At 71.1% G+C, this 22,758-nt stretch carries 22 protein-coding genes; 1 reads left to right on the plus strand and 21 read right to left on the minus strand.

From position 1 onward, the window contains the following. Window positions 1–10: 10 nt before the first annotated feature. The 18 genes from CCO04_RS07985 to CCO04_RS08070 all read right to left on the minus strand — a co-directional run bounded on the left by CCO04_RS07985 (window position 11) and on the right by CCO04_RS08070 (window position 18,462). Window positions 11–523: a flavin reductase family protein gene (locus CCO04_RS07985; protein WP_215813562.1), complete on the minus strand. Its 513-nt coding sequence runs from the start codon at window positions 521–523 to the stop codon at window positions 11–13. A gap of 101 nt (window positions 524–624) precedes the next feature. Further along, window positions 625–1,647: a polyprenyl synthetase family protein gene (locus CCO04_RS07990; protein WP_257753675.1), complete on the minus strand. Its 1,023-nt coding sequence runs from the start codon at window positions 1,645–1,647 to the stop codon at window positions 625–627. Continuing rightward, the gene (gene nuoN, locus CCO04_RS07995) at window positions 1,644–3,245 is read right to left on the minus strand and encodes an NADH-quinone oxidoreductase subunit NuoN (RefSeq protein WP_215813563.1); all 1,602 of its coding nucleotides are present in this window, start codon (window positions 3,243–3,245) and stop codon (window positions 1,644–1,646) included. Before nuoN ends, CCO04_RS07990 begins: the two co-directional genes overlap by 4 nt. Next, window positions 3,245–4,777, minus strand: coding sequence for an NADH-quinone oxidoreductase subunit M (locus CCO04_RS08000; protein ID WP_215813564.1), 1,533 nt, complete (start codon window positions 4,775–4,777; stop codon window positions 3,245–3,247). Before CCO04_RS08000 ends, nuoN begins: the two co-directional genes overlap by 1 nt. Next, complete coding sequence (gene nuoL / locus CCO04_RS08005; RefSeq protein WP_215813907.1) at window positions 4,774–6,669, minus strand: NADH-quinone oxidoreductase subunit L; 1,896 nt, start codon at window positions 6,667–6,669, stop codon at window positions 4,774–4,776. The genes CCO04_RS08000 and nuoL overlap by 4 nt, the downstream gene beginning before the upstream one ends. A 64-nt stretch (window positions 6,670–6,733) precedes the next feature. Beyond that, window positions 6,734–7,027 (minus strand): NADH-quinone oxidoreductase subunit NuoK, encoded by a 294-nt coding sequence (gene nuoK, locus CCO04_RS08010; RefSeq protein WP_028657221.1) that lies wholly within the window; start codon window positions 7,025–7,027, stop codon window positions 6,734–6,736. Beyond that, window positions 7,020–7,805 carry an NADH-quinone oxidoreductase subunit J gene (locus tag CCO04_RS08015; RefSeq protein ID WP_215813565.1) on the minus strand — a complete coding sequence of 262 codons (786 nt, stop codon included), beginning with the start codon at window positions 7,803–7,805 and terminating at the stop codon, window positions 7,020–7,022. Before CCO04_RS08015 ends, nuoK begins: the two co-directional genes overlap by 8 nt. Then, on the minus strand, window positions 7,802–8,380 hold the full coding sequence (nuoI, locus tag CCO04_RS08020) for an NADH-quinone oxidoreductase subunit NuoI (RefSeq protein WP_215813566.1): 579 nt from the start codon (window positions 8,378–8,380) through the stop codon (window positions 7,802–7,804). Before nuoI ends, CCO04_RS08015 begins: the two co-directional genes overlap by 4 nt. Further along, window positions 8,373–9,665 carry an NADH-quinone oxidoreductase subunit NuoH gene (nuoH, locus tag CCO04_RS08025; protein ID WP_215813567.1) on the minus strand — a complete coding sequence of 431 codons (1,293 nt, stop codon included), beginning with the start codon at window positions 9,663–9,665 and terminating at the stop codon, window positions 8,373–8,375. Before nuoH ends, nuoI begins: the two co-directional genes overlap by 8 nt. Continuing rightward, window positions 9,662–12,067 (minus strand): NADH-quinone oxidoreductase subunit G, encoded by a 2,406-nt coding sequence (locus CCO04_RS08030; protein WP_215813568.1) that lies wholly within the window; start codon window positions 12,065–12,067, stop codon window positions 9,662–9,664. Before CCO04_RS08030 ends, nuoH begins: the two co-directional genes overlap by 4 nt. Beyond that, window positions 12,064–13,374: an NADH-quinone oxidoreductase subunit NuoF gene (gene nuoF, locus CCO04_RS08035; RefSeq protein WP_215813569.1), complete on the minus strand. Its 1,311-nt coding sequence runs from the start codon at window positions 13,372–13,374 to the stop codon at window positions 12,064–12,066. Before nuoF ends, CCO04_RS08030 begins: the two co-directional genes overlap by 4 nt. After that, window positions 13,371–14,081: an NADH-quinone oxidoreductase subunit NuoE gene (gene nuoE, locus CCO04_RS08040; RefSeq protein ID WP_215813570.1), complete on the minus strand. Its 711-nt coding sequence runs from the start codon at window positions 14,079–14,081 to the stop codon at window positions 13,371–13,373. Before nuoE ends, nuoF begins: the two co-directional genes overlap by 4 nt. After that, the gene (locus tag CCO04_RS08045) at window positions 14,078–15,421 is read right to left on the minus strand and encodes an NADH-quinone oxidoreductase subunit D (RefSeq protein ID WP_215813571.1); all 1,344 of its coding nucleotides are present in this window, start codon (window positions 15,419–15,421) and stop codon (window positions 14,078–14,080) included. The genes nuoE and CCO04_RS08045 overlap by 4 nt, the downstream gene beginning before the upstream one ends. Beyond that, window positions 15,421–16,107 (minus strand): NADH-quinone oxidoreductase subunit C, encoded by a 687-nt coding sequence (locus tag CCO04_RS08050; RefSeq protein WP_215813572.1) that lies wholly within the window; start codon window positions 16,105–16,107, stop codon window positions 15,421–15,423. Before CCO04_RS08050 ends, CCO04_RS08045 begins: the two co-directional genes overlap by 1 nt. Then, complete coding sequence (locus CCO04_RS08055; RefSeq protein WP_215813573.1) at window positions 16,104–16,661, minus strand: NADH-quinone oxidoreductase subunit B family protein; 558 nt, start codon at window positions 16,659–16,661, stop codon at window positions 16,104–16,106. The genes CCO04_RS08050 and CCO04_RS08055 overlap by 4 nt, the downstream gene beginning before the upstream one ends. 3 nt (window positions 16,662–16,664) lie before the next feature. Continuing rightward, window positions 16,665–17,021 carry an NADH-quinone oxidoreductase subunit A gene (locus tag CCO04_RS08060; protein ID WP_215813574.1) on the minus strand — a complete coding sequence of 119 codons (357 nt, stop codon included), beginning with the start codon at window positions 17,019–17,021 and terminating at the stop codon, window positions 16,665–16,667. A gap of 248 nt (window positions 17,022–17,269) precedes the next feature. Then, window positions 17,270–17,740 (minus strand): hypothetical protein, encoded by a 471-nt coding sequence (locus CCO04_RS08065; protein ID WP_215813575.1) that lies wholly within the window; start codon window positions 17,738–17,740, stop codon window positions 17,270–17,272. A 32-nt stretch (window positions 17,741–17,772) separates the two neighbouring features. Continuing rightward, window positions 17,773–18,462 carry a demethylmenaquinone methyltransferase gene (locus tag CCO04_RS08070; protein WP_215813576.1) on the minus strand — a complete coding sequence of 230 codons (690 nt, stop codon included), beginning with the start codon at window positions 18,460–18,462 and terminating at the stop codon, window positions 17,773–17,775. A gap of 64 nt (window positions 18,463–18,526) precedes the next feature. Between CCO04_RS08070 and CCO04_RS08075 the strand changes: the two genes are divergently transcribed. Beyond that, the gene (locus CCO04_RS08075; RefSeq protein ID WP_215813578.1) at window positions 18,527–19,486 is read left to right on the plus strand and encodes a L,D-transpeptidase family protein; all 960 of its coding nucleotides are present in this window, start codon (window positions 18,527–18,529) and stop codon (window positions 19,484–19,486) included. A gap of 12 nt (window positions 19,487–19,498) precedes the next feature. Here CCO04_RS08075 and CCO04_RS08080 read toward each other — a convergent pair whose 3' ends face one another. Genes CCO04_RS08080 through CCO04_RS08090 form a run of 3 tightly spaced genes read right to left on the minus strand, consistent with a single transcriptional unit; the run spans window position 19,499 to window position 22,757 of the window. Beyond that, window positions 19,499–20,185 carry a hypothetical protein gene (locus tag CCO04_RS08080; RefSeq protein ID WP_215813579.1) on the minus strand — a complete coding sequence of 229 codons (687 nt, stop codon included), beginning with the start codon at window positions 20,183–20,185 and terminating at the stop codon, window positions 19,499–19,501. Window positions 20,186–20,227: 42 nt separating this feature from the next. Continuing rightward, window positions 20,228–20,866, minus strand: coding sequence for an MBL fold metallo-hydrolase (locus tag CCO04_RS08085; RefSeq protein WP_215813580.1), 639 nt, complete (start codon window positions 20,864–20,866; stop codon window positions 20,228–20,230). 25 nt (window positions 20,867–20,891) lie between these two features. Further along, entirely contained in the window at window positions 20,892–22,757 is a 1,866-nt protein-coding gene (locus tag CCO04_RS08090; RefSeq protein WP_215813581.1) for a Na+/H+ antiporter, read from the minus strand. Window position 22,758: the final 1 nt, after the last annotated feature.

Raw genomic sequence — 22,758 nt, forward strand, 5'->3', positions numbered from 1 at the left:
GGGGGCGACCCTAGGCGGGTCGCTCGAGCCGGCCGAACCCGCTGCGGTGGAACACCAGCGGGTGGGCGGCGTCGTGCTGGGCGCCGTGCTCGACCGCGCGCACGCGCAGCAGGACGAGCACGTGGTCGCCGGCCTCGACCTCGCGGTAGAGGCTGCAGGTGAACCGGACCAGGCCCTCGTCGAGGGTGAGGGCGCCGCCCTCCCCCACGCTGAGCCGGACGCCGTCGAAGCGCGCCTCGACGGGCCCGGAGAGCTGGCGGCAGACGGCGTCGTGGTGGTCGGCGAGGACCGTGACGCCGTACTGCTCGGCGCGGCGCAGGTCCGGCCAGGTCTTGGACGAGGTCGCCACCGACACCGAGACCAGCGGCGGGTCGAGGCTCACCGAGGTGAACGAGCTCGCGGCCAGCCCCACCGGGCGTCCGTCGACCTCGGCGGCGAGGGCGACGACGCCGGTCGGGAACACCCCGAAGGCCTGGCGCAGGGCTGCCGGATCGAGGTCCTGATTCGTCGCCAACACGGTCATGACAACAAAGTTAACCGGACTAGTAGGATTTCACGAGGGCGGAGCGGCTCGGTTCGGCCGAGCCCGTGACAGGCGGGGCCTGTCACGCTGGATGAGGCGGCTCAGGCCGAGCGGACGGCGACCACGTCGGCGAACGCCTCGAGCGCCGACCGTACGGCGCCCGCGGGCAGCGCCTCGAGCAGCTGCTTGGCCTCCTGGGCCCGGGCGACGACGTAGGCCTGCGCCTCGGCCATGGCCGGGTGCTTGCGGAGCAGGTCGAGCGCCTCGGCGTGGAGCTCGCCGTCGGCGGCGAGGTCGGTGCGCTCGGGGTCGAGCAGCTCGAGGAGGCGGGCGTCGGCCGGGTCGGTCGAGGCGCGGGCCATGAGGACGGGGAGGGTCGGGACACCCTCCTTGAGGTCGGTGCCCGGGGTCTTGCCGGACTCCTCGGTCTCGGAGGCGATGTCGAGGATGTCGTCGGAGAGCTGGAAGGCGGTGCCGACGAGCTCGCCGTAGGCGGTGAGCGCCTCGACGACCTCGGGCGCGGCGCCGGAGAAGCGGGCGCCGTAGTGGGCCGAGGTGGCGATGAGCGAGCCGGTCTTGCCGGCCACCACGTCGAGGTAGTGGGCCAGCGCGTCCTCGCCGGGGCCGGGCTTCACGGTCTCGAGGATCTGGCCCTCGACGAGCCGGGTGAACGTCTCGGCCTGGATCTTGACCGCCTCGGGACCGAGCTCGGCGGTCAGCTCGGAGGACTTGGCGAACAGGAAGTCGCCGGTCAGGATCGCGACCAGGTTGTCGTAGCGCGCGTTGGCCGAGTCCTCGCCGCGACGCAGCGCGGCCTCGTCCATGACGTCGTCGTGGTAGAGCGAGCCGACGTGGGTGATCTCGACGACGCAGGCCGCGGTGAGCACCTCGGGCGCCTCGGGCCGCGGGCCGGCCTCGGCGGCGAGCAGCACGAGCAGCGGCCGGAAGCGCTTGCCGCCCGCGGCCAGGAGGTGGCGCGCCGCCTCGGTGACGTACGTCGTGCGGCTGGCCGCATGGCCGTAGAGCGCTTCCTCGACGGTCGCCATCCGCACCCTCAGCCGGTCGGCGAGGGCGGGGTCGTCGATCGGCAGGGCCAGGTCGGCGGGACGCGCAGCGGAGGTCACCTGATGAAGTCTCCCGCACTGGTGACCAGATCGAGAACCGGGCCCGGCAGGATGCCGAGTGTGAGAGTCGCCACGAGGCACACCACGATCGTCCCGGAGGTCAGCAGCGAGGACCGGGTGACCGTGCCCGCGCCGTCCGGGTGGGGGTCGGTGAAGAACATCAGCCGGATGTGGCGCACGTAGAACGTGATCGCCACGATGCTGCACGCGATGGCCACCAGGACCACCGGCCAGGCCCCCGCGGACATGGCCGAGGTGAAGACCGCCCACTTGCCGATGAAGCCCGCGGTGAGCGGGATGCCCGCCATCGAGAGCAGGAAGAAGGCGAAGGCGCCGGCCACCAGCGGTGAGGTCCGGCCCAGCCCGGCCCACCGGTCGTACGCCGTCGCCTCGCCGCCCGCGTCGCGCACCAGCGTGACGATGGCGAAGGCGCCGATCATCGCGAAGCCGTAGGTGGTCAGGTAGAAGAGCACGCCCTCGAGCGAGGTGTACTGGCCCTCGGCCAGCTCGCCCGCGCTCTGCACGCCGAGCACGCCGACGAGCAGGAAGCCGGTGTGGGCCACCGAGGAGTAGGCGAGCATCCGCTTGACGTCGCTCTGGACGATGGCCAGGACCGCGCCGAGGACCATCGAGGCGATCGCGATCACCCAGAGCATCGGCTGCCAGCTCCAGCGCTCGCCGCCGAAGGCGACGTACATGAGGCGGAGCAGGGCGCCGAACGCGGCGACCTTGGTGCCGGCCGCCATGAACGCGGTGACCGCGGTCGGGGCGCCCTGGTAGACGTCCGGGGTCCAGGCCTGGAAGGGCGCGGCGCCGACCTTGAAGAGCAGGCCGACCGCGAGCAGGCCGATGCCGGCCAGCAGCAGGACGTGGTTGTCCGCGCCCGCGCGGACCGCCTCGTTGATCCCGGCGAAGGTCACCGAGCCGGCGTAGCCGTAGACCAGCGCGGCGCCGTAGAGGAAGAAGCCGGAGGCGAAGGCGCCGAGGAGGAAGTACTTCATCGCCGCCTCCTGGCTCAGCAGGCGCCGGCGCCGGGCCAGGCCGCAGAGCAGGTAGAGCGGCAGCGAGAGGATCTCGAGCGCGACGAACATGGTGAGCAGGTCGCCGGAGGCCGGGAACATCAGCATGCCGCCGACCGCGAACAGCAGCAGCGGGTAGACCTCGGTGTGGTCGAGACCGCGGGTGGACGCCTCGCGCTCCCCCTCGGTGCCGGGCAGCGCCGCCGCCTGGCCGGTGAAGGCGGACACGCCGCCCTCGAGCCGCTGCTCCGCGAAGAGCGCGACACCGCCGAGGGCGAAGACCAGGATCAGCGCCCAGAGGTAGATCGTCGGGCCGTCGACCACGATGCTGCCCATCGCACCGACCAGGCCGCGCCCGGTCGCGCCGGCCGCGCCGGTGTGCTCCTCGAGGTTGGCGCCGACGAGCACCGTGGTGACCAGGGCGCCCACGACGACGAGCGCGGCGAGCACGATCTGGGGCAGGCGGCGCAGGCCGCGCGGCACGAACGCCTCGATCGCCACGCCCACGCAGGCGCCGCCGAGGACGATGAGGAGCGGCAGCAGCTCGACGTACTCGAGCTCGGGCTTCACGAACTCCATCAGTGCGCCTCCTCGGTCTCGTTGTCGGCATGCTGGACCGTGGGCGCCGGATCATGGACGCCCACCTGCTCCATCAGGTCGCCCACCATCGGGTTGCTCACGTCGAGCAGCGGCGCCGGGTAGAACCCGAAGAAGACCAGCGCCACCATCAGCGGGGCGACCGCGGCGATCTCGCGCACGCCGAGGTCCTTGGTGCCCTCGACCTCGGGCGGGGTCGGTCCGGTCATCGTGCGCTGGTACATCCACAACACGTAGATCGCGGCGAGGACGACGGCGGTGATCGCGATCGCGCCGACGTACCAGGCGTACTGGAAGGCGCTCATGAGCACCAGGAACTCGCTGATGAACGGCGAGAGCCCGGGCAGGCCGAGCGTGGCCAGGCCGGCGACGAGGAAGAGCCCGGCGAGCACCGGGGTGACCTTCTCGATGCCGCCCATCCGGCTGATGAGCGGGGTGCCGCGGCGCTCGGCGAGGTAGCCCGCGACCAGGAAGAGCGCGGCCGTGCCGAGGCCGTGGTTGACCATGTAGAGGATCGCGCCGGAGTTGCCCTGGGTGGTCATCGTGAAGATGCCGAGCGTGATCAGGCCGAAGTGGCTCAGCGAGGTCAGACCGATGAGCCGGAAGACGTCGTCCTGGCCGATCGCGACGAGCGCGCCGTAGACGATCGAGATCAGCGCGAGGGTGATCACCAGGGGCGTCGCCCACTGGGACGCCTCGGGGAAGATCCCGAGGCAGAAGCGCATCATCCCGAACGTGCCGATCTTGTCGAGGATGCACACGAGCAGCACGCCGGTGCCGGGCGTGGCCTTCTCGGTGGTGTCGGCGAGCCAGGTGTGCAGCGGGAACAGCGGCGCCTTGATCGCGAACGCGATGAAGAAGCCGAAGAACAGCCAGCGCCCCGGGCCGGTCGCGATGTCGAGCTGCTGCAGGTCCGAGAGCAGGTACGACGGCGTGCCCTGCTGGGCCGAGACGACGTAGAGGCCGATCACGGAGGCGAGCAGGATCAGGCCGCCGGCCAGCTGGAACATGAGGAACTTGAGCGCCGCCCCGCCCCGGCCCGCGCGGCCGAAGCCGCCGACCAGGAAGTAGGCGGGGATCAGCGTCGCCTCGAACACGACGTAGAACAGGAAGACGTCGGTCGCGCAGAAGACCGCGAGCGAGAGGCCCTCGAGCGCCAGCGTCCAGGCGAAGAAGGCGCGCGCACCGGCGCTGCCCTCGGCGTCCGCCTTGAACCACTCGGCACCCAGCACCAGCGGGACGAGCAGGACGGTCAGCAGCACCAGCAGCAGGGCCAGGCCGTCGACCCCGAACGCGTAGTGGACGCCGAAGGCCTCGATCCACTCGTGCTCCTCGCGCAGCTGCATGCCGCCGTCGAGCTTGTAGGAGGCCGCGACGACCACACCGATGACGAGGGTCGCGAGCGCGACGCCGAGGCCGGTGACCTTGACCAGGTGGCGCGGCAGCAGCGCGACCGCCACCGCACCCGCGATCGGGAGCCAGACGAGCAGGCTGAGGATCGGGAAGTCGTTCACAGGTTCACCGCCACCAGGGTCAGGACGAGGACAACGGCGCCGCCGAGGATGCCGAGCGCGTAGGACCGCACGTAGCCGTTCTGGAGCCGGCGCAGCAGCTCACCGGTGCCGGCGAGCACGGTGGCGCCGCCGGTGAAGAGTCCGTCGACGAGCGTCCGGTCGCCGGCCACGAGGCTGCGGACGCCGGCCTTGCCGGGCGCGACCACGAGCGTGTCGTTGATCGCGTCGCCGTAGAGGTCGGCACGAGCGGCGCGGGTGGCGAACGAGACGTCGGCCGGCGCGGTGCGCGGTACGTCGCGCTGCCCGACCAGGAACCAGGCCAGGGCCACACCGACGAGCACCACGGCGACCGTGATGAGCGTCAGCACGATGACCGGCAGCGGGGGCTCGGCGTGCTCGGCGTGGCCGACGACCGGGCTGAGCCAGTCGACGATCCAGTTGCCGGCGAGCATCAGGCCGCCGAGGGCCGACAGCGCGGCGAGGACCATCAGCGGGATGGTCATCGTCAGCGGGCTCTCGTGGGGGTGGACGCCCTTGTCCCAGCGCTTCTTGGTGAAGAAGGTCATCAGCATCATCCGGGTCATGTAGAAGCCGGTGATGCCCGCGCCGAGGAGCGCGCAGATGCCCACGATCGGGTTCTCGGTGAGCGCGACCTCGATGATCTTGTCCTTGGACCAGAAGCCCGCGAACGGCGGGATGCCGATGATCGCCAGGAAGCCGAGCGCGAACGTCGCGAACGTGATGGGCAGCGCCTTCTGCAGCGCGCCGTAGTGGCGCATGTCGACGTCGTCGTCCATCGCGTGCATCACCGAGCCGGCCCCGAGGAACATGTTGGCCTTGAAGAAGCCGTGGGTCAGCAGGTGGAAGATCGCGAAGGCGTAGCCCGCGACGCCGAGACCGGCGCCGAGCATCATGTAGCCGATCTGGCTCATCGTGGAGCCGGCCAGGCCCTTCTTGATGTCGTCCTTGGCGCACCCGATGATCGCGCCCCACAGGAGCGTCACCGTCGCCACGATCACCACGACCGTCTGGGCGGTCGGGGCGAGCTCGAAGATGAAGTTGGAGCGGGTGACGAGGTAGACGCCGGCGGTGACCATGGTCGCCGCGTGGATGAGCGCGGAGACCGGGGTCGGGCCCTCCATGGCGTCCAGGAGCCAGGCCTGGAGAGGGACCTGGGCGGACTTGCCGCAGGCGCCGATGAGCAGCAGGACACCGACCCAGTTGAGCGTCGTCTCGGTGGCGCCGCCGCTCAGCTCGCTGATGCCGCTGAAGCTGGTCGTGCCGAAGGTGACGAACATCAGGAAGATCGCCAGGCCCAGGCCCATGTCGCCGACCCGGTTGATGACGAACGCCTTCTTGGCCGCCGCGGCCGCCGAGGGCTTGTGCTGCCAGAAGCCGATGAGGAGGTACGACGCGAGGCCGACGCCCTCCCAGCCGAGGAAGAGACCGACGTAGTTCTCGGAGAGGATCAGCATGAGCATCGCCGCGACGAACAGGTTCAGGTAGGCGAAGAACCTGCGCCGGCGCGGGTCGTGCGCCATGTAGCCGATCGAGTAGACGTGGATCAGCGAGCCCACGCCGGTGATCAGCAGCAGGAAGAGCGCCGACAGCGGGTCGTAGAGCAGGTCGAGCCCGACGTCGAGGCCACCGGCCTGGATCCAGTCGTAGAGGTGCTGGCTGATCTGGCGCTCACCCTCGTCGCGCCCGAGCAGGTTGACGAAGAGCACCAGGCTGAGCACGAACGACCCTGCGGACGTCGCCGTACCGAGCAGGTGACCCCACTTGTCGGTACGACGGCCGCCGAGCAGCAGCACCGCGGCGCCGAGCAGCGGCAGCGCGATGATCAGCCAGAGCAGGTTGAAGGGACCGCTCGCATCGGTCGGAGCGACCACCGGGACATGGGTCTCGGTGGCCGCGAGGGACAGCGCGGAGAGTGCGTTCACTGGCCAGGACCTCTCAGAACTTCAGCAGGCTCGCGTCGTCGACCGAGGCCGAGCGACGAGTCCGGAAGATGGTCATGATGATCGCGAGGCCGACCACCACCTCGGCTGCGGCGACGACCATGACGAAGAACGCCGCGACCTGGCCGTCGAGATTGCCGTGCTGGCGGGCGAACGCGACGAAGGCGAGGTTGCAGGCGTTGAGCATGAGCTCGACGCACATGAACACCACGATCGCGTTGCGGCGGGTGAGCACCCCGATCGAGCCGATCGTGAAGAGGATGGCGCTCAGGACGACGTACTCAGTCATCGGACTCCTCCTTGGCCTCGTCGCTGTCGGCCTCGTCGACACCGAGCTGCGACTTGATCGCCTCGATGTCGGTCAGGCCGGTCGCCTGCATGGTGCCGCGGGCCGCGAGCACCCGTGAGACCGACGCCGGCGCCGGGCTGCCGTCGGGCAGCAGCGCCGGGGTGTCGACCGCGTTGTGGCGGGCGTAGACGCCCGGCGGAGGCAGCGGGCCGAGGTGGGCACCGGTCTCGCCGTAGGCCCGGATCCGCTCGGCGGCCAGGTCGGCCTGGGTCTTGCGGGGGGTGAGCCGCTCGCGGTGAGCCAGGACCATCGCGCCGACCGCGGCGGTGATGAGCAGGGCGCTGGTGGCCTCGAAGATGAAGACGTAGCGCGAGAAGAGCAGGTCGGCGAGCGCCTGGACGTTGCCGCCCCGGTTGGCCTCGTCGAGCCCTGCGGAGCTGGTGAAGGTCAGCTGGGTGAGCGCGACGACGAGCGTCACCACGAACACCAGACCGACGAACCAGGCGAGCGCGCGCTGGCCCTTGATCGTCTCGACCAGCGAGTCGGAGGCATCGACGCCGACCAGCATGAGCACGAACAGGAAGAGCATCAGGATCGCGCCGGTGTAGACGATGATCTGGACCGCGAAGAGGAACGGCGCCTCGAGCACGGCGTAGAGCACCGCGAGGCTGATCATCACGACCGCCAGCAGCAGCGCGGCGCGCACGGCCTTGCGGACGAACAGCAGGCCCAGCGCGGCGACCACCATGATCGGCGCGAGCACCCAGAACGCGATCACGACCGGTCCTCCTTGAACTCGCCCCGGTAGTAGTCCTCGTCGGTGCCGAGGAGCATCGGGTGCGGCGGCTGGTCCATGCCGGGCAGCAGCGGGGCGAGCAGGTCGGACTTCTCGTAGATCAGGCTGGCCCGGCTGTCGTCGGCGAGCTCGTACTCGTTGGTCATCGTGAGCGCCCGCGTGGGGCACGCCTCGATGCAGAGCCCGCACAGGATGCAGCGCAGGTAGTTGATCTGGTAGGTCCGGCCGTAGCGCTCACCGGCGCTGTAGCGCTGGGAGTTCCCGTCGGCATCGGGGGTGTCGACGTTCTCGGCACCCTCGACGTAGATCGCGTCGGCCGGGCAGGCCCAGGCGCACAGCTCGCAGCCGACGCACTTCTCCAGGCCGTCGGGCCAGCGGTTGAGCTGGTGCCGGCCGTGGAAGCGCGGTGCCGTGGGCAGCTTCTCCTTGGGGTACTGCTCGGTGACGACCTTGCGGAACATCGTCCGGAAGGTGACGCCGAACCCGGCCACCGGGTCCCACAGCTGCTCCTTGAGCGTGGGGCCCTGCTGGCTCTGGTCCGTGGGCTTGTCAGCCATTGCTCACCTCTCGGTCGGCCTCGGAGCGGAACACCAACGGCGCGGCGGCGCCGCGGACCGCTCCGCCCGCGGGCATCGGCGGCACCGGGAAGCCGCCGGTGCGAGGCGCGGCGCTCGTCGGCGCCACCTCGTCGGCGTCCTTCTCGGGCAGGAAGAACGTGAGCAGCAGGACCGCCAGCAGCACGCCGATCACGATCAGCCAGAACTGCGGGTTGCTGCCGAAGCCCTCGTCGAAGACGCCCTCGTTGCGGGCGACCCGCATCGTGGCGACGGCGACGATCCAGACCAGCGAGATCGGGATGAGGCGCTTCCAGCCGAACGCCATGAACTGGTCGTAGCGCAGCCGCGGCAGCGAGCCGCGCAGCCAGATGAAGATGAAGATGAAGAACAGGACCTTGCCGAAGAACCACAGCACCGGCCAGTAGCCCTCGTTGGCGCCGGCCCAGAACTCGTCGATCCAGAACGGCGCGCGCCAGCCGCCGAGGAAGAGCGTGGTCGCCAGCGCCGAGACCGTCGCCATGTTGATGTACTCGGCGAGGAAGAAGAGCGCGAACTTGAGGCTGGAGTACTCGGTGTGGAAGCCGCCGACCAGCTCGCCCTCGGCCTCGGGAAGGTCGAACGGCGCCCGGTTGGTCTCACCGACCATCGCGATCGAGTAGATGATGAACGACGGCAGCAGGATCAGGCCGAACCACAGGTTGTCCTGGGCGGCCACGATGTCGCTGGTCGACATCGAGCCGGCGTACATGAAGACGGCGACCAGGGCCAGGCCCATGGCGACCTCGTAGGAGATCATCTGGGCGCTGGAGCGCAGCCCGCCGAGGAGCGAGTACGTCGACCCGCTCGACCAGCCGCCGAGCACGATGCCGTAGATGCCGATCGAGGCGATCGCCATCACGAAGAGCACCGCGACCGGCATGTCGGTGAGCTGGAGCGGCGTCTGGTGCCCGAAGAAGTTCACCTCGGGCCCGAACGGGATGACGCTGAAGGTCACGAACGCCGGCACCACCACGATGACGGGCGCGAGCACGAAGACCACCTTGTCGGCGGCCTTGGGGATCAGGTCCTCCTTGAAGGCCAGCTTGACGCCGTCGGCCAACGACTGCAGCAGGCCGAAGGGGCCGTGCACGTTGGGGCCGATCCGGTGCTGCATCCGGGCCACGACCCGGCGCTCCCACCAGATGTTGAAGAGCGTCAGCAAGACCAGGATCACGAAGATCAGCAGCGCCTTGAGCCCGATCACCCACCAGGGATCGTTGCCGAACGCGCTCAGCGCGTCGCTCATCCGTGCACCCCTTCCGCTCCGGAGACGGTGACCCCGGTACCCGGGGAGGCCAGGTCGGCCAGGACGCCGTTGCCGACCGAGTTGGCCGGCACCCAGACGGTGCCGGCGACCAGGTCGTCGCAGATCTCGGCGGGCAGCGTCATCGACCCGCGGTCACCGGTGAGGGTGACGGTGGGCCCGAACTCGTCGTACAGGGCCGGTGGCACCAGGGCGACCGGCGTACGGGCGGTCGCCTTGAGGTACTTGTCGCCGTCCTGGAGCGAGCCGTTGTCGAGCAGCTGCTTCCAGGTCGACAGCGCCGTGCCGGAGGCCGGGCCGGACGCCGCGACCGTCGGGGCCGCGGCGCGGGCGCCGTCCCACAGGCCGAGCTGGGCCATCTCGGTACGGACCTCGTCGACGGTGCGGAAGCCCAGGGGGGCGCCCAGCTCGTCGGCGATGCCGGACAGTGCGCGCAGCTCGGGCAGCGAGGCCGGGTTGTGCAGCGCGGCCGCCCACGGGCGGACCCGCCCCTCCCAGTTGACGAACGTGCCGGACTTGTCGGTGGTCGGGGCGACGGGGAAGACCACGTCGGCCGCATCGGTGACCTCGGTACGCCGCAGGTCGAGCGCGACCACGAAGCCGGCCGCCGCGACGGCCGCCCGGGTGGCGGCCGGATCGGCGGTGTCGTCGGGGTCGACCCCGGCGACGACCAAGCCGCTCAGCTCACCGGCGACCAGTGCGGCGACGATCGCGTCGGCGTCGCGGCCGGGCGTCTCGGGCAGGCCGGCGACGCCCCAGGCGGTGGCGACGTCGACCCGGGCGCCGGCGTCGGCGACCGGACGGCCGCCGGGCAGCAGGGTCGGCAGGCAACCGGCCTCGATCGCACCGCGGTCACCCGCGCGGCGCGGCACCCAGGCCAGCCGGGCGCCGGTGGCCGCGGCCACCTCGGCGGCGGCGCTGAGCGCACCGGGGACGACGGCGAGCCGCTCCCCCACGAGCAGGACGCTGGTGGCGTCGAGCTCGCCGGCCAGCGCGCGCAGTGCGGCGGGCTCGTCGCCCGGCACGGTCGGGACCAGGCGGCCCGCGACCTTGTCGAGGCCGCGGGTGGTGAAGGGCGCGAGCGCGACCACCTCGGTGCCCCCCGCACGCACGGACTTGCGCAGGCGCAGGAAGATCGCGCCGGCCTCGTCCTCGGGCTCCAGGCCCACGAGCACGACCTTGGCGGCGGACTCGAGGTCGGCGTACGTGACGGCGCCGGACTCGGGCCCGGTCAGCACGACGTGGCTGGCCAGGAAGTCGGTCTCCTCGGCCGAGAGCGGCCGGGCGCGGAAGTCGATGTCGTTGGTGCCGAGCGCGACCCGGGCGAGCTTGGCGTAGGCGAAGGCGTCCTCGGCGGTGAGCCGGCCGCCGGTCAGCACGCCGACCCCGGCGCCGGCCTTGGCCTCGGCCAGGCCGCGGGCGGCGACCGCGAAGGCCTCGGGCCAGGACGCGGGCCGCAGGCTGCCGTCGTCGTCGCGGACCTGGGGGTAGGTGATCCGGTCGTCGGCCTGGGCGTAGGCGAAGGCGAACCGGTCCTTGTCGGTGATCCACTCCTCGTTGACCGCCGGGTCGTCACCGGACTGGCGGCGCAGGACCTTGCCGCGGCGGTGGTCGACCCGGATCGCGGAGCCACAGGCGTCGTGCTCGGCCACGCCCGGCGTGGAGACCAGGTCGAAGGGCCGGGAGCGGAAGCGGTACTGCTCGGAGGTCAGCGCGCCGACGGGGCAGATCTGGATGACGTTGCCCGCGAAGTACGACAGGAAGGGCGCGTCCTCGGCGATGCCGATCTGCTGCTGGGCACCGCGCTCGACGAGCGCGATGAACGGGTCGCCCGCGATCTCGTCGGCGAAGCGGGTGCAGCGCTGGCACACGATGCAGCGCTCACGGTCGAGCAGCACCGTGGGCGAGAGGTTGATCGGCTTGGGGAAGGTCCGCTTGACGCCGCGGTTGCGGTCGTCGGAGAAGCGCGACTCACCCTGGCCGTTGGACATCGCCTGGTTCTGGAGGGGGCACTCGCCGCCCTTGTCGCAGACCGGGCAGTCAAGCGGGTGGTTGATGAGGAGCAGCTCCATCACGCCCTGCTGCGCCTTGTCGGCGACCGGGCTGCTGACCTGGGTGTTGACCACCATGCCCTCGGCGACCGGCAGCGTGCACGAGGCCTGGGGCTTGGGGAAGCCGCGCCCGTTGCCCGCGTCCGGTACGTCGACCAGGCACTGCCGGCAGGCACCGACGGGCGCGAGCAGCGGGTGGTCGCAGAAGCGCGGCACCTGGACGCCGACCTGCTCGGCGGCGCGGATCACCAGCGTGTCCTTGGGGACGCTGACCTGGATGCCGTCGATGGTGACGGTGACCAGGTCGGTCTTCTCGATCTCGGGGGCGCTCATGCCGTCACCTCCTGGCCGGCCCAGGCCGTCGACGTCGCGGGGTCGAAGGGGCACCCGCCGTGGCTCAGGTGGGCGAGGTACTCGTCGCGGAAGTACTGGATCGAGCTGGAGATCGGGCTCGTCGCGCCGTCGCCCAGCGCGCAGAACGAGCGGCCCAGGATGTTGTCGCACTGGTCGAGCAGCTGGTCGAGGTCGGCCTCGGCGCCCTGACCGTTCTCGAGCCGGGTCAGCGCCTGCACCAGCCACCAGGTGCCCTCGCGGCACGGGGTGCACTTGCCGCAGGACTCGTGCTTGTAGAACTCCGTCCAGCGCAGCACCGCCCGCACCACGCAGACGGTGTCGTCGAAGATCTGGAGCGCGCGGGTGCCGAGCATGGAGCCGGCCGCGCCGACGCCCTCGAAGTCGAGCGGCACGTCGAGGTGCTCGGCGGTCAGCAGCGGCGTGCTGGAGCCGCCCGGCGTCCAGAACTTGAGCTGGTGGCCCTCGCGGACGCCGCCGGCCAGGTCGAGCAGCTCGCGCAGCGTGATGCCGAGCGGCGCCTCGTACTGACCGGGCTTCTGCACGTGGCCCGAGAGCGAGAAGATGCCGTGGCCCTTGGACTTCTCGGTGCCCATCGCACCGAACCAGGCCGCGCCGTTCTTGACGATGGCGGGCACCGAGGCGATCGACTCGACGTTGTTGATGACGGTCGGGCTGGCGTAGAGACCGGCCACGGCGGGGAACGGCGGGCGCAGTCGGGGCTGGCCACGGCGGCCCTCGAGGCCCTCGAGGAGCGCGGTCTCCTCGCCGCAGATGTAGGCACCGGCGCCGGCGTGGACGACGACGTCGAGGTCGTAGCCCGAGCCGTGGATGTTCTTGCCGAGGTGGCCCGCGGCATAGGCCTCGGCCACCGCCGCCTGCACCCGGCGGATCACGTGGACGACCTCGCCGCGGATGTAGATGAACGCCTTGTTGGCGCGGATGGCGTAGGAGCTGATGATCACGCCCTCGACGAGCACGTGCGGGTTGCCCATCATCAGCGGGATGTCCTTGCAGGTACCCGGCTCGGACTCGTCGGCGTTGACGACGAGGTACTTGGGCTTGGGGTTGTCCTGCGGGATGAAGGACCACTTCATGCCGGTCGGGAAGCCGGCGCCGCCGCGGCCGCGCAGGCCGCTGTCCTTGACCGTGGCGATGACGTCGTCGGGGCTCTGGCCGAACGCGACGTCGAGGGCGGTGTAGCCGCCCTTGGCGGCGTAGGCGGCGAGCTTCCAGCCCTGCTCGGCGTCCCAGGTGTCCGTGAGGACCGGGGTCAGCACGTCGCTCACGCGTCACCGTCCTTGTGTGCGGCCTCGACGGCCGGCAGCGCGGCCGGGTCGGGGGCGGTCCACCCGCGCTCACGGGCGATCTGGAGGCCGGCCAGGGACGCAGGGCCCGCGGTGGGTCCCTCGTCGGCGCGGCCGTCGGGGAAGCCGGCGAGCACGCGCTCGGCCTCGCGCCAGGTGCAGAGCCGCGGCCCGCGGGTCGAGCTCACCTCGTGACCGGCGCGCAGCGCCTCGACCACCTGGACCGCCGACTCGGGGGTCTGGTTGTCCATGAACTCCCAGTTGACCATCATCACCGGCGCGTAGTCGCAGGCGGCGTTGCACTCGATGTGCTCGAGGCTGACGGTGCGGGAGTCGCCCTGGCGCTGGACGGCGACCTCGTCGTTGCCGATCTCGAGGTGCTCCTTGAGCCGCTCGAAGATCGCGTCGCCGCCCATCACCGCGCACAGGGTGTTGGTGCAGACGCCGACGTGGAAGTCACCGACGCCGTGGCGCTTGTACATCGTGTAGAACGTCGCGACGCCGTTGACCTCGGCCGCGCTGATCTCGAGGATCGCGGCGCAGGCCTCGATGCCCTCGGGGGTGATCCGGCCCTGGGCCGACTGCACCAGGTGCAGCATCGGCAGCAGGCCCGAGCGCGGCTCGGGGTAGCGGGCCGCGATCTCGCGCAGCTCGGCGATCGTCTTGTCGTCGAGGGGCTGGGTGCTCATCGGTCGACGCCTCCCATGACCGGGTCGATGCTCGCGATGGCGACGATGACGTCGGCGATCTGGCCGCCCTCGCTCATCACGCCCATCGCCTGGAGGTTGTTGAACGACGGGTCGCGGAAGTGCGCCCGGAAGGGACGGGTGCCGCCGTCGGAGACGACGTGCGCCCCGAGCTCGCCGCGTGGCGACTCGACCGGCACGTAGGCCTGGCCGGCCGGCACCCGGAAGCCCTCGGTGACCAGCTTGAAGTGGTGGATCAGCGCCTCCATCGACTCCCCCATGATGTGGCGGATGTGGTCGAGGCTGTTGCCCATCCCGTCGCTGCCGATGGAGAGCTGGCTAGGCCAGGCGATCTTCTTGTCGCCCACCATCACCGGCGCGCCCTCGAGCCGGGCCAGTCGGTCGGCGGCCTGCTCGACGATCCGCAGCGACTCCCACATCTCGTTGAGGCGCACCCGGAACCGGCCGTAGGAGTCGGCGGTGTCCCAGGTCTGCACGTCGAAGTCGTAGGTCTCGTAGCCGCTGTAGGGCTGGGCCTTGCGCAGGTCGAAGCCGTAGCCGGTGCTGCGCAGGACCGGGCCGGTGAGGCCCAGCGCCATGCAGCCCTCGAGGTCGAGGTGGCCGACGTTCTCGAGGCGGGCCTTGAAGATCGGGTTCGCGTTGCACAGGGCGGCGTACTCGGGGAGGCGCTTCTTCATCAGCGCGACGAAGTCGCGGATCTGGTCGAGCGCACCCGGCGGCATGTCCTGGGCGACGCCACCGGGACGGATGAACGCGTGGTTCATGCGCAGGCCGGTGATGAGCTCGAAGAGGTCGAGCACCAGCTCGCGCTCGCGGAAGCCGATCGTCATCACGGTCAGGGCGCCGATCTCCATGCCACCGGTGGCGATGCACACCAGGTGGGAGGAGATCCGGTTGAGCTCCATGAGCAGGACCCGCATGACCTGGGCCTTCTCGGGGATCTCGTCCTCGATGTCGAGCAGCCGCTCGACGCCCAGCACGTAGGTCATCTCGTTGTAGAACGGCGAGAGGTAGTCCATCCGGGTGCAGAACGTGACGCCCTGCGTCCAGGAGCGGAACTCCATGTTCTTCTCGATGCCGGTGTGCAGGTAGCCGATGCCGCAGCGGGCCTCGGTGACCGTCTCACCCTCGATCTCGAGGATCAGCCGGAGCACGCCGTGCGTCGACGGGTGCTGCGGGCCCATGTTGACGACGACGCGCTCGGCGGCGTCGTTGTCGCCCATGCCGGCCGCGATCTCGTCCCAGTCCTGGCCCGAGACGGTGAAGACCTTGCCGTCCGCGGTGTCGGCGCCGTCGGCGTAGAAGTCCTGGTCGGTGCTCATCAGTGGTAGCTCCTCCGCTGGTCCGGCGGCGGGACGGTCGCGCCCTTGTACTCGACGGGGATGCCGCCGAGGGGGTAGTCCTTGCGCTGCGGGTGGCCCGGCCAGTCGTCGGGCATCAGGATCCGGGTCAGGGCCGGGTGACCGTCGAACTGGAGCCCGAACATGTCCCAGGTCTCGCGCTCGTGCCAGTCGGCCGCCGGGTAGATCGGCACCAGGCTCGGCACGTGCGGGTCGCTGTCGGGCGCGGCCACCTCGACCCGGATCCGGCGGTTCCAGGTGAAGGACATCAGGTGGTAGACCGCGTGCAGCTCACGACCGGTGTCGCCCGGGTAGTGCACGCCGCTGACGCCGGAGAGCAGCTCGAAGCGCAGGTCCGGGTCGTCGCGGAGCTTCTGGGCGACCTCGAGCAGGTGCTCGCGGCGCACGTGGAAGGTGATCTCGCCGCGGTGGATGACCACCTGCTCGATCAGCGGGTCGAGCCGGTCGGCCACCCCGTCGAACCAGCCGCCGTAGGGCCGCTGCGCGGCACCGGGCAGGACCACGGGGGCAACCAGGCCGCCGTACCCGCTGGTGTCGCCGGAGCCCTCGACCCCGAACATGCCGCGCCGCTCACCGACCGCGCGGACCTCGACCTCGACCTCGGCCGGGGTCGCCTCGGCCTCGGCGGGAACGTTCTCGTCGCTCATCGCAGCAGTCCTCGCTGGTCACCGGTCGGCAGCGCCACCAGCGCCTCGGCCTCGAGCTCGCGGATCTTGGCCGCGCGGTTCGCGCCGAAGGGGGTGTCGTGCTGGACCTTGTCGTGGAGCTTGAGGATCGCGTCAATCAGCATCTCCGGCCGCGGCGGGCAGCCGGGCAGGTACATGTCGACCGGAACGACGTGGTCGACGCCCTGGACGATCGCGTAGTTGTTGAACATGCCGCCGCTGCTCGCGCACACGCCCATCGCCAGCACCCACTTGGGCTCGGCCATCTGGTCGTAGATCTGGCGCAGGACGGGCGCCATCTTCTGACTCACCCGGCCCGCGACGATCATCAGGTCGGCCTGGCGCGGGCTGGCCCGGAAGACCTCCATGCCGAAGCGCGCGAGGTCGTACTTGGGCCCACCGCTGGTCATCATCTCGATCGCGCAGCAGGCCAGGCCGAACGTCGCCGGCCAGAAGCTGGCCTTGCGCATGTAGCCGGCCAACCCCTCGACCGTGCTCAGCAGGACTCCGCTCGGGAGCTTCTCCTCGATGCCCATGGGTCAGTCCCAGTCCAATCCGCCGCGGCGCCACACATAGGCGTACGCGACAAAGACGGTGGCGATGAACAGGACCATCTCGATCAGCCCGAACCAGGACATCGCGTCGAAGCGGACGGCCCAGGGGTAGAGGAAGATGATCTCGATGTCGAAGACGATGAAGAGCATCGCGGTGATGTAGTACTTCACCGGGAAGCGGCCGCTCAACGCCTGCGGCGTCGGCTCGATGCCGCACTCGTAGGAGTCGGACTTGGCGCGGTTGTAGCGCCGCGGCCCCACCATCGTGCTCATGGCGACCGATCCGACCGCGAACAACGCGGCCAGGGCCGCCAGGACGAGCACCGGCGTGTAGAGCTCCATGAGCCTCCCTCTCGTGATCTTGTGAACAGAATCACTAGTGGCGTGGAACACATACTGCCACCCCGGAACGGGCCCGTCACAGGGGGGTGGGCAATGCCACACCCGCCCCGCCTGTCACCTCGAAAACCGCGCCTGACCTGGGGATTTAGCGCACGAGAGGGTTGCGAAAATCAGCCCCCGCCGAAGTAGCAGGGTTCGCCCCTCGAAGTCGCAGGTTTGAGCCTTCGAGGTTGCAGGTCGGGTCGGATTCAGGCCTCGTCGGGTCGGCTGACGTGGGCGAGCCAGGCGTCCGGGAAGAGCTGGCGCGGGAACAGGAAGCGGCCGCGGGTCACCTCGTCCTTGCACGACACGTACGCCGGCGCGACCCGCGGCGCGCTCAGCCGGCTCCAGGGGTACGCGCAGACCGCGTGTGGGTGCACGATCCGGAGCCCGGCCTCGCTCGCCTCGGCCGCGGCCGGCAGGCCGGGCGGGAAGTCGGCCGCGAGCTGCCGGGCGATCCGCCGCCACTGCCGGCCGATCACGACGACCTGGAGGACGACGTACAGCGCCAGGACCGCGACGAAGTCCGTCTCGAGCAGGTAAGCGACCGCCGCTGCACCGATCAAGCCACCGACCAGGATCAGCGCGGCGTACGTGCGCACGCAGAGGAGCGCCGCCGCGCGGGCGTACGCCTTCGACTCGGCCGCGGTGGGGGTCCAGTCGGCGCGGAGGGCCTGCATGGGCGCGAGCGTAGGGGGCCCGGCGGGCTCTGTCAGGCGGTCGCCCGGTGCATCGCCACGATGCCGCCCGAGAGGTTGCGCCACTGCGGCTTCTGCCAGCCCGCCTCTCCGATCAGGTCCGCGAGGCCGCGCTGGTCGGGCCAGGCGCGGATGGACTCGGCGAGGTAGACGTAGGCGTCCGGGGCCGAGGAGATGGTGCGGGCGACGGCGGGGAGCGCCTTCATCAGGTACTCGATGTAGACGGTGCGCCACGGCGACCACGTCGGGTGGCTGAACTCGCACACGACCAGGCGGCCGCCGGGCTTGGTGACCCGGCGCATCTCGGCGAGGCCGGCGAGGGGGTCGACGATATTGCGCAGGCCGAACGAGATCGTGACGGCGTCGAAGGTCGCGTCGCGGAAGGGCAGCTTGGTGCCGTCGCCGGCGGTGAAGGGCAGGTGCGGCAGCTGCTTCTTGCCGACCTGGAGCATGCCGATCGAGAAGTCGCACGGTACGACGTCCGCCCCGGCGTCGCGGAAGGGCTGGCTGGAGGTGCCGGTACCGGCCGCGAGGTCGAGCACCCGGTCGCCGTACGACGGGTCGACGGCGGCGAGGACCTCGCGTCGCCAGCGGCGGTCCTGCCCGAACGAGAGGATGTCGTTGGTCAGGTCATAGCGCCGCGCGACAGTGTCGAACATCCGTCGAACGTCGGCGGGCTGCTTGTCGAGCTCTGCACGGGCCACCGCGGCAGCCTAGCCGCGTGAAATCGCGCGCAACCAACCGGCCGCCTGCAGCGTCTACCTGAGCATGAAGACAAAGCTGCGCATCGCTCGCCGGATCACGGTCGTCACCGTGATCGCGGCGCTCTGCTCCGTCCTGGCGTACGGCGTCGGTTGGGCCGTGCGCGGCGAGAAGCTCCCGTGGGAGCACTCCCCCCAGGCCGACGGCCCCACGCGGGTCCACCAGCCCGGCGCTCAGGCCACCGACCAGCCCGGCACCCGGCCGATCGGCAACCCGGCGGCCGAGCCGAGCGACACCCCCAGCGACACCCCGAGCGACGAGCCCGGCGACGAGCCGAGCAAGACCCCGAGCAAGGACCCCGGTCCCCCGCCGGCCGGTCCGGCGCTGTTCTCGCCCGGCGACACCGGCCCCCAGGTGCGCGAGATCCAGGCCCGGCTCAAGCAGATCGACTGGTTCAGCGGCGACGTCACCGACAAGTACGGCCCGGTCACGACCGAGGCGGTGCGCGGCTTCCAGGCCAAGCGCGGCTTCGAGGTCACCGGCAAGGTCGACCGGCGCACGCTCGACCGGCTCGAGGCGATGACCCGCGAGCCCACCCGGGCCGAGCTGACGAACCAGCCGCCGCCGAGCACCGGCGGCAACACGCCCGGCCCGCTCGACGCACGCTGCCAGACCGGGCGCGTGCTGTGCATCGACAAGTCGAGCCGCACGCTGCGCTGGGTGGTCGACGGGACGGTCCGCAAGACCGTCGACGTCCGGTTCGGCTCGGCCGAGCTGCCGACCCGCGAGGGCGTGTTCGCGATCCAGCGCAAGAGCCGCGACCACGTCTCGACGCTGTACCACACGTCCATGCCCTACGCGATGTTCTTCTCCGGCGGGCAGGCCGTGCACTACTCCCCCGACTTCGCGGCGCACGGCTACAACGGCGCCTCGCACGGGTGCGTCAACGTCCGCGACCAGGGCGCGGTGGCGTGGCTGTTCGACCAGGTCGCGCTGGGCGACAAGGTCGTCATCTACTGGAGCTGAGGGCGCCGGGGGCTAGGCGTCGGCGCCGGTCTTCTCCAGGACGAGGTCGAGGTAGTGCGCGATCTCGTCCGGCGTCAGGCCCGAGGCGTAGACGTCGTAGGTGAGGCCGCCGCGCTCGGCACGGCACTCGGTCTGATAGCTGCCGGGCGGGATGTCGCCCTCGACCGGCATCCCGGTGGTCGGGTCGGTCGGCTGCTGCCAGGCGACGGCGCAGCGGTGGCCGCCGACCTCGCGCAGCTCGTAGTGGCCGCCGCCGTTCTGGCTGATCTCGAACGGGCCGTTCGGGATGACCAGGCCGGTGGGGCCGCCGGTCACGGTCACCGCGATCTGGGCCGGGGCGCTCTGCGCGGTGGCCTGGGCCATCGCCTTGACGTCGATGTAGGCGCGGACCTCGGAGGGACCGTAGATCGACCCGAGGTTGCTCGTCGCCTTGGTGTCGCCGTCGGAGGCGGCGTTCGCGATCTGCTCGATCGCCTTGATGTCCTCGGGGTTGGTGGTGCCGGCGTCCTTGGCCGTGATCTTGGACAGCGCGACCATCCGGTCGTCGAGCCGGTCCGGGAGCTTCGGCAGGTCACCGGCGGAGGCCGCTGCGCCCGGGTCCTCGGAGACCTTGGGCAGGCCGACGGCGAAGCCGACGGCTCCGCCGAGCAGGAGGACGCCCGTGACGGCGCCGGCGATGGTGGATCGAGCGATCGGCATCGGGCCATCATGCCCGGTCCACCTGAGAACGAGCCGAACGGGTCAGAGGTCGGTGCCGTCGGCCAGCCGGCGGTACTCCAGGCCCGCGCCCTCGAGGAAGCGGCCGAACTGCAGGTCGACGATGCCGAGCCCCTCGGGCGAGAACACCCGGTCGTGGATGGCGACATTGCGCGCGGCGCCGAGCCCGCGGGCGAACTCGACGCCCTCGCTCACCCGCATCCACGGGGCGCACACGGGGGCCAGCAGCACGTCCACCGGTACGCCGGGCCCGGTCAGCGCGTCGCCCGGGTGGAACACCGTGGTGTCCCCCACGTCGAGCAGGTAGCCGCTGTTGTCGAAGCGCGGCAGCTCGGGGTGGATGACCGCGTGCAGCTCGCCGACCGCGCGGACGCCGATGGTCCCGATCGACCAGGTCTCCTCGGGCCGTACGACGTGCACCCGCTCGGCGACGTCGGGCGCCACGTCGCGGATCTGGGCCGCCACGGCCGAGATGGTGTAGATCGGCGCGTCGGTCGCGCGCAGGTTGTCGGGGTGGAAGTGGTCGACGTGCTCATGGGTGATGAGCACCGCGTCGACGCCCTCGACGGACTCGCGCTGGCTCCAGACGCCGGGGTCGAGGACCACGGTGGTGCCCTCGTGCTCGATCCGTACTGCCGAGTGGCCGAACTTCGTCAGTCGCATGGGACCAACGGTAGTCCGCTCCCGATCAGCCGGTCTGGTGGTGCACGAAGCACCACCGCCAGTCCTCGCCCGGCTCGACCGAGCGCATGACCGGGTGCTGGGTCTCGCGGAAGTGCGCCGTGGCGTGCCGGCTCGGCGAGGAGTCGCAGCAGCCGACCTCACCGCAGGACAGGCACATCCGCAGGGCGACCCAGCGGGTGCCCTCGACGAGGCAGTCGGCGCACGCGAGCTCGGCGGGCGGGTCGAGGAGGGGCGCCTGGGCGAGGTGCTCGCAGCCGTCGCGCGCGGGGGCCCTGGCGGTGGTGCGCAGCTCGGCGCGGGCGGCCTCGGCGGCGTCCAGCATGGACTCCTCGACGTCGAGCATGGCGAGCACCTCGCTCACGATCTCGGAGGGCACCGAGCCCGTCGAGCGGATCTCGAGCACCCGGCGGCGCTCGGCCTCGATCATGTCGCCGCGCCAGCGCGAGTAGAGGTCGCTCGGGCTCTCCTCGCCCTCGGTCGTGCCGAGCCGCTCCCACGCGGCGAAGTTGCGCTGCTCGATGCGCTGGATGATTAGCTCGCGGACGTGGTGCGGGTCGTCGGTGTCGGCGGCGAGCTCGTCGAGGCGGTGGATGCCCGCCTTGGCGGCCTGCTGGAGCAGCGTGGCGCGAGCCAGGGCGTCGTCGTGCGGGTCGGGCGAGGGCACCCGCAGCCTGCGGGCGACCCAGGGCAGCGTCATGCCCTGGCCGAGCAGGGTGCCGGCCACGACGGTGAACGCGATGATGAGCAGCACCTCGCGGTGCTCGGTGTGCTCGGGCACCGTGAAGGCGGCCGCCAGGGTGACCACGCCGCGCATCCCGGCCCAGCCGATGAGGAACGAGTAGCGCCACGAGGCCTTCTCGCCGGTGACCGGGTCCGGTCCCGGGCGCAGCAGCAGGTAGCGCGAGGCGAACACCCACACCAGCCGCAGCACGACGACCGCGACGAACGCGGCGGCGCACGCGGCGACGATCGTGCCGACGCCGAACTCGCTGTCGCCGACCTCGCCGAGCAGCCAGTCGGCCTGGAGGCCGATGAGCAGGAAGACGGTGTTCTCGAGGACGTACGCCAGCGTGCGCCAGTTGGTCCGCTCGGCGATCCGCGACGGCGCCGTCTGCAGCACCGGAGCGACGTGGCCGAGCAGCAGGCCCGCCACGACGACGGCGACCACGCCGGAGGCGTGGAACTCCTCGGCCACGATGTACGCCGCGAAGGGGATCACCAGCGAGATGGCGGTGTCGAGCAGGGGGTCGGTGACCTTCTTGCGCAGGAAGCCGACGATGACGAACGCCAGGCCGCCCACGAGCACGCCACCGCCCGCGGCGATCACGAAGTCGCCACCCACCTGCCACGCGGTCACCGTGGTGCCGAGCGCCGCAACGGCCGTGCGGAGGGCGACGAGGGCGCTCGCGTCGTTGAGCAGCGACTCGCCCTCGAGGATGGTGACGATCCGCCGGGGCAGGCCGATCCGCCGTCCGATCGCGGTCGCCGCGACCGCGTCCGGCGGCGCGACCACCGCGCCGATGGCGAGCGCGAGGGGCCAGCCGATCTCCGGGATCACCACCCGTACGACGGCCGCGACACCGAACGTCGTGAACGCCACGAGCCCCACCGACAGCAGCAGGATCGGCCGCCGGTTGGCGTTGAAGTCGACGAGCGAGGTGTTGACCGCCGCCGAGTAGAGCAGCGGCGGCAGCAGGCCCAGCAGCACGACCTCGGGCTCCAGCCGGATCTCCGGCACCCCGGGCACGTACGACGCCGCGACGCCCACGACCACCAGCGTCAGCGGGGCGGGCACCTCGAAGCGCTCGGAGATCGCCGTCACCGTCAGCACGGTGATGGCGATCGCCACGAGCAGGAAGGCGATCTCCATG

This window comes from Pimelobacter sp. 30-1 (assembly GCF_018831735.1).
GTDB lineage: Bacteria > Actinomycetota > Actinomycetes > Propionibacteriales > Nocardioidaceae > Nocardioides.